The 7,018-nt window shown below is 70.8% G+C and carries 6 protein-coding genes; 1 reads left to right on the top strand and 5 read right to left on the bottom strand.

What is annotated here, in order from left to right; translation table 11 throughout:
• Positions 1–122 precede the first annotated feature (122 nt).
• Together ACFV6I_RS32545 and ACFV6I_RS32550 are read right to left on the bottom strand one after the other, a co-directional pair.
• Positions 123–311, bottom strand: coding sequence for a DUF1508 domain-containing protein (locus tag ACFV6I_RS32545; protein WP_063350276.1), 189 nt, complete (start codon positions 309–311; stop codon positions 123–125).
• Positions 312–515: 204 nt separating this feature from the next.
• Positions 516–2,237: a protein kinase gene (locus ACFV6I_RS32550; protein WP_380429237.1), complete on the bottom strand. Its 1,722-nt coding sequence runs from the start codon at positions 2,235–2,237 to the stop codon at positions 516–518.
• Between the two features lie 141 nt (positions 2,238–2,378).
• On the opposite strand from ACFV6I_RS32550, the gene ACFV6I_RS32555 reads away from it, so the two are divergent.
• On the top strand, positions 2,379–3,173 hold the full coding sequence (locus ACFV6I_RS32555; protein WP_380429239.1) for an FHA domain-containing protein: 795 nt from the start codon (positions 2,379–2,381) through the stop codon (positions 3,171–3,173).
• 8 nt (positions 3,174–3,181) lie between these two features.
• Here ACFV6I_RS32555 and ACFV6I_RS32560 read toward each other — a convergent pair whose 3' ends face one another.
• The 3 genes from ACFV6I_RS32560 to ACFV6I_RS32570 form a co-directional block, all read right to left on the bottom strand.
• A complete protein-coding gene (locus ACFV6I_RS32560; RefSeq protein WP_363370948.1) occupies positions 3,182–3,415 on the bottom strand; it encodes a hypothetical protein in 234 nt (77 codons plus the stop codon).
• Between the two features lie 31 nt (positions 3,416–3,446).
• Positions 3,447–5,978 carry a hypothetical protein gene (locus ACFV6I_RS32565; RefSeq protein WP_380429242.1) on the bottom strand — a complete coding sequence of 844 codons (2,532 nt, stop codon included), beginning with the start codon at positions 5,976–5,978 and terminating at the stop codon, positions 3,447–3,449.
• A gap of 81 nt (positions 5,979–6,059) precedes the next feature.
• Positions 6,060–6,794, bottom strand: coding sequence for a Crp/Fnr family transcriptional regulator (locus ACFV6I_RS32570; RefSeq protein WP_063350279.1), 735 nt, complete (start codon positions 6,792–6,794; stop codon positions 6,060–6,062).
• Between the last annotated feature and the right edge of the window lie 224 nt (positions 6,795–7,018).

Genomic DNA, 7,018 nt, shown 5'->3' on the forward strand with positions numbered 1-7,018 from the left:
CTCCGTTCGTGTTGGCTGGTGTTTGGACTCCGCCGGTGGGGCAGGTCCCCCAGTGTTTGGTTCGCACCGGCGTTGGTTGTTGTTGTTGTCCCCCCCCCCCCCCGCGCCCGCACCGCGCCGCCTCAGTGCGACCCGGCCGCCTCCTTGAGCTCCGCGTACGGCGCGAGCTTGCGGAGCGACTCGATGCTCCTGAGGCACTCGTCCTTGCTCTCGTGCGGGTCCCCGGTGACGATGACCGTCCCGTTGCTCGCCTTGAGTCGGAAGCGGTGCATCCCGCTCTCGTCCTTGTACAGCTCGAACTTTCCAGCCATGCCTGTAACAGCCTTCCGTTCAGGTGACCCCCTCGCACCGCACCGTAGGGCCAACCCGGTTGCTCCGCCCGCCGGCTGGGGCATCCGAGTCATCCGGCCCTGCCCACCTGGCCCGTTCGGGTCAGGCGGTGCTCGCGGGGGAGCTGTGGGCCTGCGGGCGGCTGGGCGTGGTGGCCCGGGAGTGCTCCTTGCGGAAGCCTCGTTTCACCGGCGGACCGGGGTGGTGCCGTTCATGCCGAAGCGGGCGGAGCACTGCTCGCCGGATCGGTTGTTCGCGTTCCACACGCAGATCCACATCGTGTAGCCGATGTCCGGGACGAAGCTCGTCTTCGCGGCGCCCACGGAGGCGCGGAAGGTGTACGTGATGCCGTCGCTGCGGGCGAGCTCGGCGACGCAGGTCTGGGTCAGGGAGGTGTTGAGCACGCCCGCGAGCGAGCCGGAGCCGTTGTCGTCCAGCCAGGCGGAACAGGCGGCGGTGGGGCCGAGCCAGTCGGTGTCCGCCTCGGAGCCCTTGACCTGTGCCGGGTCGTCGCTGCCGTTGATGCCGCGGATCGATGACGAGGTGGGGCTGGGGGCGGCCGTTGAGGGTGCGGCGGTGGCCGTGCTCGGCGGGGTGGCCGTTTCGCCAGGCGGGGTGGTCGGGGGCTGGGTAGCGGGTTTGGCGGCAGCGAAGGTCGAGGGCCGCAGGCTCGGGGAGGGTGCCCGCGTGGTGGCGGCCGGGGCGGTTGAAGGCGGGGGAGAGGGTTCGGCGGTGGCGGTGGCGGTGGCGGAGATCGAGGCGCTCGGGCTCGCGGAGGGTCCTTGCGTCGTCCCGGCCAAGGGCTCGACGGCGACCTGCACGCCGCCGGACTCCTGCGCGTCGTGGTGCTGCGGGGAGGTGGACGGGCTGAGGACGAACACCGCGACCGCGCCGAGGGCGGTCGCCGCGGCGATCGGCAACAGGAACAGGTGCTTGCGCGGGCGGCGAGGTGATGCGAGGGGTGCGGGCCCGACGTCGGGCTTCGGGTCCGTGCTCGTATCCGGTGGCGGGACGGTCTCCAGCTTGCCGACGGGCGTTTCGGCGAACGCACGTCGAGCGCCGATGCGTGACATGACCTCGGGCGGCCAGGACGGGGGAGGGGCGAGCCGGTGCGTGCGCGTCGCCAGGACGATCTCGTCGGCGGTGGGGCGTGCTCCGGGGTCGGCGGCGAGACAGGGCCCGAGGAGGGCGGCGAGGTCGGCGTCCACGGCGCGCAGCGGCTCCACGTCGGGGGCGGCGCCGGGCGTGCGACCCGAGGCGGCGTAGAGCAGGAGCGCCGCGAGCGAGTAGACGTCCGCGGGCGCTGCCACGTCCTCCTCCCCGGTCTGCTGTTCCGGTGCCGAGAAGCCCTGCGTTCCGTAGCTGCCACCGCTCCTGGTGAGCCTCGCCTGGTCCGCGGCGCGCGCGATGCCGAAGTCGATCAGCTTCACGCCGTCGTGCACCAGCATGACGTTGGCGGGTTTGATGTCGCGGTGCGCGATCCGGGACGCGTGTACGGCCCGCAGTTGAGCGGCTGTCTCGGCCAGCAGTAGCCACAGCGCCTCGGCGGGCAGCGGGCCGTGCAGCCGGACCGCCTCGTCCACCGTGAGCCCGGGGACGTACTCGGTGGCGAACCACGGGCGTTCCGGAGTGGCGTCGCTCGCCAGCACCCGCGGTCCGACTCCGAGCGGCACACGGTAGAGGATGCCGACCTCTCGTTCGAAGCGCTCGCCGGGGACCAGCCGCGGCCGGACGAGCTTGACAGCGGCGTAGCCCCTGTCCGAGACCCCGAGGTAGACCTCGCCCATGCCGCCGGTGCCGAGCAGGCCGATGATGCTGAAGCTGCCGATCTCCTGCGGATCGCCCGGACCGAGTGGTTCGGCGACCACGCTGTCGATCGCAGCAGCTCGCCGGCTGATCTCGCTCACGGCGGGCAGGCTATCGGGCAAGTCCACTCCGGACAAGCGGAGTTGGTGGTTCCGCAAGCTCGGCACGCCGCATGCTCGCAGGAGGACTGGTCCTCCCGGTGCGCTCATACACTGGCGCGACCCGAGGCGGAGGTATGTGAGATGGCGTACGAAAACTTCCCACCCCAGATGCTGCCGCCGGGCAGTCCTTCCGGCAGAGTGCCCTCGGCGCCACCCGGGACGATCTTCGTGCTCGGCCCGGAGGGTGGGTACGCCGTGCCGCCGCGCCGGTACACCTTGCTGTTCGGGCGCGACCGCGAGGACGTGCACGTACCGGTCGGTGTCGACGACCCGACCGTCAGCCGTCGGCACGGCGTCTTCACCTGCGCCGGCACCGACGGCGACTGGTGGCTGGTCAACACCGGCAATCTGCCGATCGAACTGCCCGACGGCGTGCTGATGCTCACCAGCCACAAGCGGATCATCGGGCCCGGGTACACCCCGCTGGTGATCAACTCGTCCAAGCGGCGGTCCCACCTGGTGGAGGTCCGCGTCGTGGACGGGGACGACCTGCACCCCCGTTCCACGAGCAGCGCCGATACCGCGGCCCCCGAGACGGTCTACCTGCTCTCCCTCCAGGAGCGGCTGGTGCTCACCGCGCTCGCCCGGCGCTACCTGGAGGGCCAGGACGCCTTCCCGCTCCCGTCGGCCTGGGAGGAGACCGCCCGGCTGGTCAACGCCTCGCCCCACGTGACCAAGTTCTGGACCCACAAGTCGGTCGCCAACACGGTCGAGGACGTGCGCGAACGGCTGCGCCGACGGGGCGTGCGCGGACTGACGCGCGACGAGGTCGGCGAGCCGGTCGGCTCGACGCTCAGCGTCAACCTGATCAGGGAACTGCTGAAGACGGCGACGCTGAACGCCCAGGACTTGGAGTTGCTGGCCGATCAGGGTTGACGCGTTGCTCAGGCCTCCGTCTCGGGCGCGGCTTCGGCGTTGTGGTTGTAGGTGACGTGCATGGTGCCGTGTTCCACGGCGAAGACGGCTGCCTGGTCCTCGGCCGAGTTCTGCTGGCGCGGTTGGGGCTGCGGCTGCTCGGGGTGATGCTTCGTGTTCGTCACGTGGTTGTTGTCGCCCACGATGAAGGTGCCGGAGACGTCTCCGGCGTGGATGGTGCCGGGGGTGGATTCCGTAGGCATGGTCGGCCTTTCTCGGTTGGTCCTGTGGAGGTCAGCCTCCGCAGTGGGTTACCAGGCTGCGCCAGGCCGAGTTATATGCCGACGCCTGGCTATTCGTGTCGATCGTGGCACCGGACGGATGGTTCCGAAACGAGCGGAACTGGTTCTCCTCCTGCTGGCTAGCGGTCAGAAGGCCCTTGAGGTCGGATACCACGGATCCGTCCCGCGCTTGCGATAGGGCTCCCCGCAACGTGGACTCGCTGGTGCGCAGGTCTTTGAGGATGATGTCGATACGGGATTTCACCGTGCTGTCGTCGGGAACGGTGGAGGTCCGTCGTGAGTTGTACGCGGCTACGGCGTTGTTGTACGAGTCGAGGGCGCTGTGAACGGCGGTCAGGTCGGCGTTGTGCTGCTGGATCTCTTTTCCCAATTCCGGTGCCACCGCTGCGCACACGGGATCGACGGGGTCCGGTGTGACGACGGGGGCAGGGATCGGCGGCTTGGGGGTGTAGACCGGCCGGGTCGGGATCGGTGGGTAGGTGACCTGGGTCGGCGTAGCCTGGTCCGACTGGTTCTGGGTGTAGACCATGGCGCCCACGCCGATTACGGCTGCGGCGCCGACCACGCAGGCGACGGCGAGGGCTGCTCCGGCCTTGGCAGCCACTGCGCCGGCGGTGGTGACCGCGTGGCCCGTGCTGGACGTGGTGGTGGCGCTCGCGGTGTGCGGATGGTGCGTCCCCGAGAGGTCGATTCGGTGCGGCGCCGCCTGCGAGGGGGAGTGTGCGCCGGCCACATGGCCCCCGGGCGGGGGCTGTTGGGCGGACTGGGACAGGTCGATCACGTGCGGTGTGCCCGGCGGGTGCACGGGCGCCGGAGCGCCGGAGGCGGGGACGGGGTGGGTGACGGCCGGCGGCTGGACGACCGGGTGGGTGACGGGCGGTGGTTGGACGACGGGGTGGGTGACGGTCGGTGGTTGGACGACCGGGTGGGTGACGGCCGGCGGCTGGACGACCGGCTGGACGACGGGGTGGGTGACCGTCGGCGGGCTGACCACCGGGTGCGTGATCAGCGGGGACTGGCCGATGGCGTGTGCCGTGGTGGCCGGGTCGATCGGCGGCACGGCGGTGATCGTCGTCGTGGCGGCCTGGTGAGCCACCGAGTGCGCTTGCAGGGCGGCGAGTTCCTGCCAGAGCGCCCCCGCCTCCAGCACCAGGGTCGTCGTCAGTGCCGCCCGGCCGATCGCCTTGCGGCGGGTGCGCGCCTCCCCCAGGAAGAACTCCTCGCCCGCGCGGTCTCCCGCGCTCTTCGCGGCGGCCCAGCCGGCTCCGAGGAGGCTGCCCCACGCGTCGAACTGCCGGGAGAGCGCCAGTTTCGGCGAGGCGGCACGGGCCAACTCCACGCCGAGCTGCGCCTGTCCGCTGCTCTCCGCTCCCAGTACCGCGACGTCCAGGGCCTGGAAGTGGGCCGCGACCTCGTCCGGGGTGGTCTCCCGCGACTGGACCCACGCGGTGAGCGCCCGGCAGAGCGGCGCGGCGGGGTACTGCGTCATCCGGCTCTTGAGCACGCACTCGGCGACGTCCGGCGGACACCCGTAGCCGGTTTCCGAGGCGACCAGCAGGCCGTGCCGCACCAGCCCGCTGGCGAGCGCGTCGCTGTCCGTCCGGCTGAGCAGGGCGTTGAGCTGCCGGGCGGCCAACTCGGCGCCGGAGAGCGAGCCGAGCAGGTACAGCAGGTCCCGCTCCTCCGGCCGGAGCCTGTTGAGCAGCGCGGGAAGGAGCGCGGGGAGATCGGCGATGCCCGGCAGGCCCTTGCCGGTCGCGGCCGACAGGGCGATGCGCCGCAGTCGGAGCGGATTGCCGTGCAGGGCGTCGCACAGCGCCGTCACGGTCCGCGCTTCGTCGGGCCGCAGCGCGCGGGCCAGGACCGTCTGGACCAGGACCACCCCTGCCGGGGCCGCCAGTCCGTCGAGTCGGATCGGGTGGACGCCGGTGACCGACGACCGGCGTTGCGAGGTGAAGACGAACGTGGAGTGCTCGGCCAGGTCGAAGAGCCGGTGCAGGTCCTTCTCGTCGAGTCCCGCGTCGTCCAGGTAGATCCGCAGCCGCAGGGTCTTCAGGTGCTCCTTCAGCACCTCCAGCGACGGCTTGTAGTTCGGTGCGTCGAAGCTGATGTCGAAGATCGCCTGCGCGAGGTCGTCGGCCGTCCGGCCGCCGGCTTCGATGTAGGCCGCGCCTTCGGGTCCGCGCGGCAGGGTGCGGGCGAGGTGGCGCAGCAGCGCACTCTTGCCGACCCCGGAGGCGCCCCAGATCTGCACCAACTGGCGTGCCCCGATGGCCTGTTGCAGTGCCTGGAGCTCCCGTTCCCGGCCGATCAGCGGATCGGCGGCGGAACGCGGCAGGTGGGAGATCGGCTGACGTTTGACCGGGTTGGGCGGAGGCCCCGCGTTCACGGTGATGGCCGAACCGTGTCCGGTGGTGATGTTGAGGTTGGTCACGGTGTTCCGGTTGCCGACGATCATCGTTCCGGACACGTCGCCCGCCCGGATTCGCGTGGAGCCGTCCGGAGGACCGTTGTTCTCTGGCATCTGTTTCTCCGGTCCTCTCCAACGCTCGGGTTCCGGCACTCGGTCATGCTGGCGCCGACCCGTCGTCGGAACCCGGCGCTTTTACCTGTTTGGTGAGATCGCCCGTGAACCGGCCGGTTCGGCCGCGGCGGCGATCCGGGCGAGGTGGTCCAGGTCGAGGATCGTGATCCTGCGGTAGCCCGTGACGACCGCGCCCGACTCCCGCAGGGCCCGCAGGGCCTTGTGGATCGACGACTCCGCGGCGCCGACCAGCGTGGCCATCTCCGGCTGCGACAGCGGGAGATGGGCTTCGTTGCGGCCGGGGCGCCCGTAGGTGACGGCGAGGTGGTGCAGGATCCTGGCCAGCCGCCCGAGCACGTCGCAACCGGTGAAGTCGACGATCCGGCTGGTCGCCGTGCGCAGCTTAGCCACCACGCTCGCGTTGAGTGCGAGCCCGATGGCGGGGTGCTGCTTCGTGCACGCCAGCAGTTCGGTGGGCAGGATGTAGCGGGCCAGCACCCGGCCGCAGGCGGTCACGGTGCCGATGCGCGGCTGACCGTCGATCCCGGCGAACTCCCCGACGAGGTCCCCGGCCATCCGCACGGCCAGCAGTGCGTCCCGACCGTCCTGTGCGTGCGCGGTGACCTTCACCGTGCCGCCGATCAGGAGCAGCGAGAAGTCCGAGGTGTCGGCCTCGCGGATGGTGATCTGACCGGCCGGGTAGGCCACGCCGTGGCCGAGCTCCAGCAGGACTCGGCGATCGGCCTCGCCGACCCGGCCGAGCAGTCCGGTCGTCGGCCAGTAGGCCCCGGCCCCGCGCATCCGTGTGTTGCTCATCGGTCACTCCTCCTCCTCGTCCGGCCGAAGCCGGACAAGCCGTATTAGTAGCCGGTTTACCCGAGGACCCCTCCTCTACGTTCTGGTTAACCATCGTGTCGGCACCGGGAATTCGGTGCCGACGGCGGTTAGATACGAGAAACGCCGGCCCTCGTCGTGTTGGCGGAGGGTATGTTAATACGAGGTACGATTAACGAGCTATTCTGGGGTGAGACATCGCGGGT

The organism is Kitasatospora sp. NPDC059803 (assembly GCF_042732255.1).
GTDB lineage: Bacteria > Actinomycetota > Actinomycetes > Streptomycetales > Streptomycetaceae > Kitasatospora.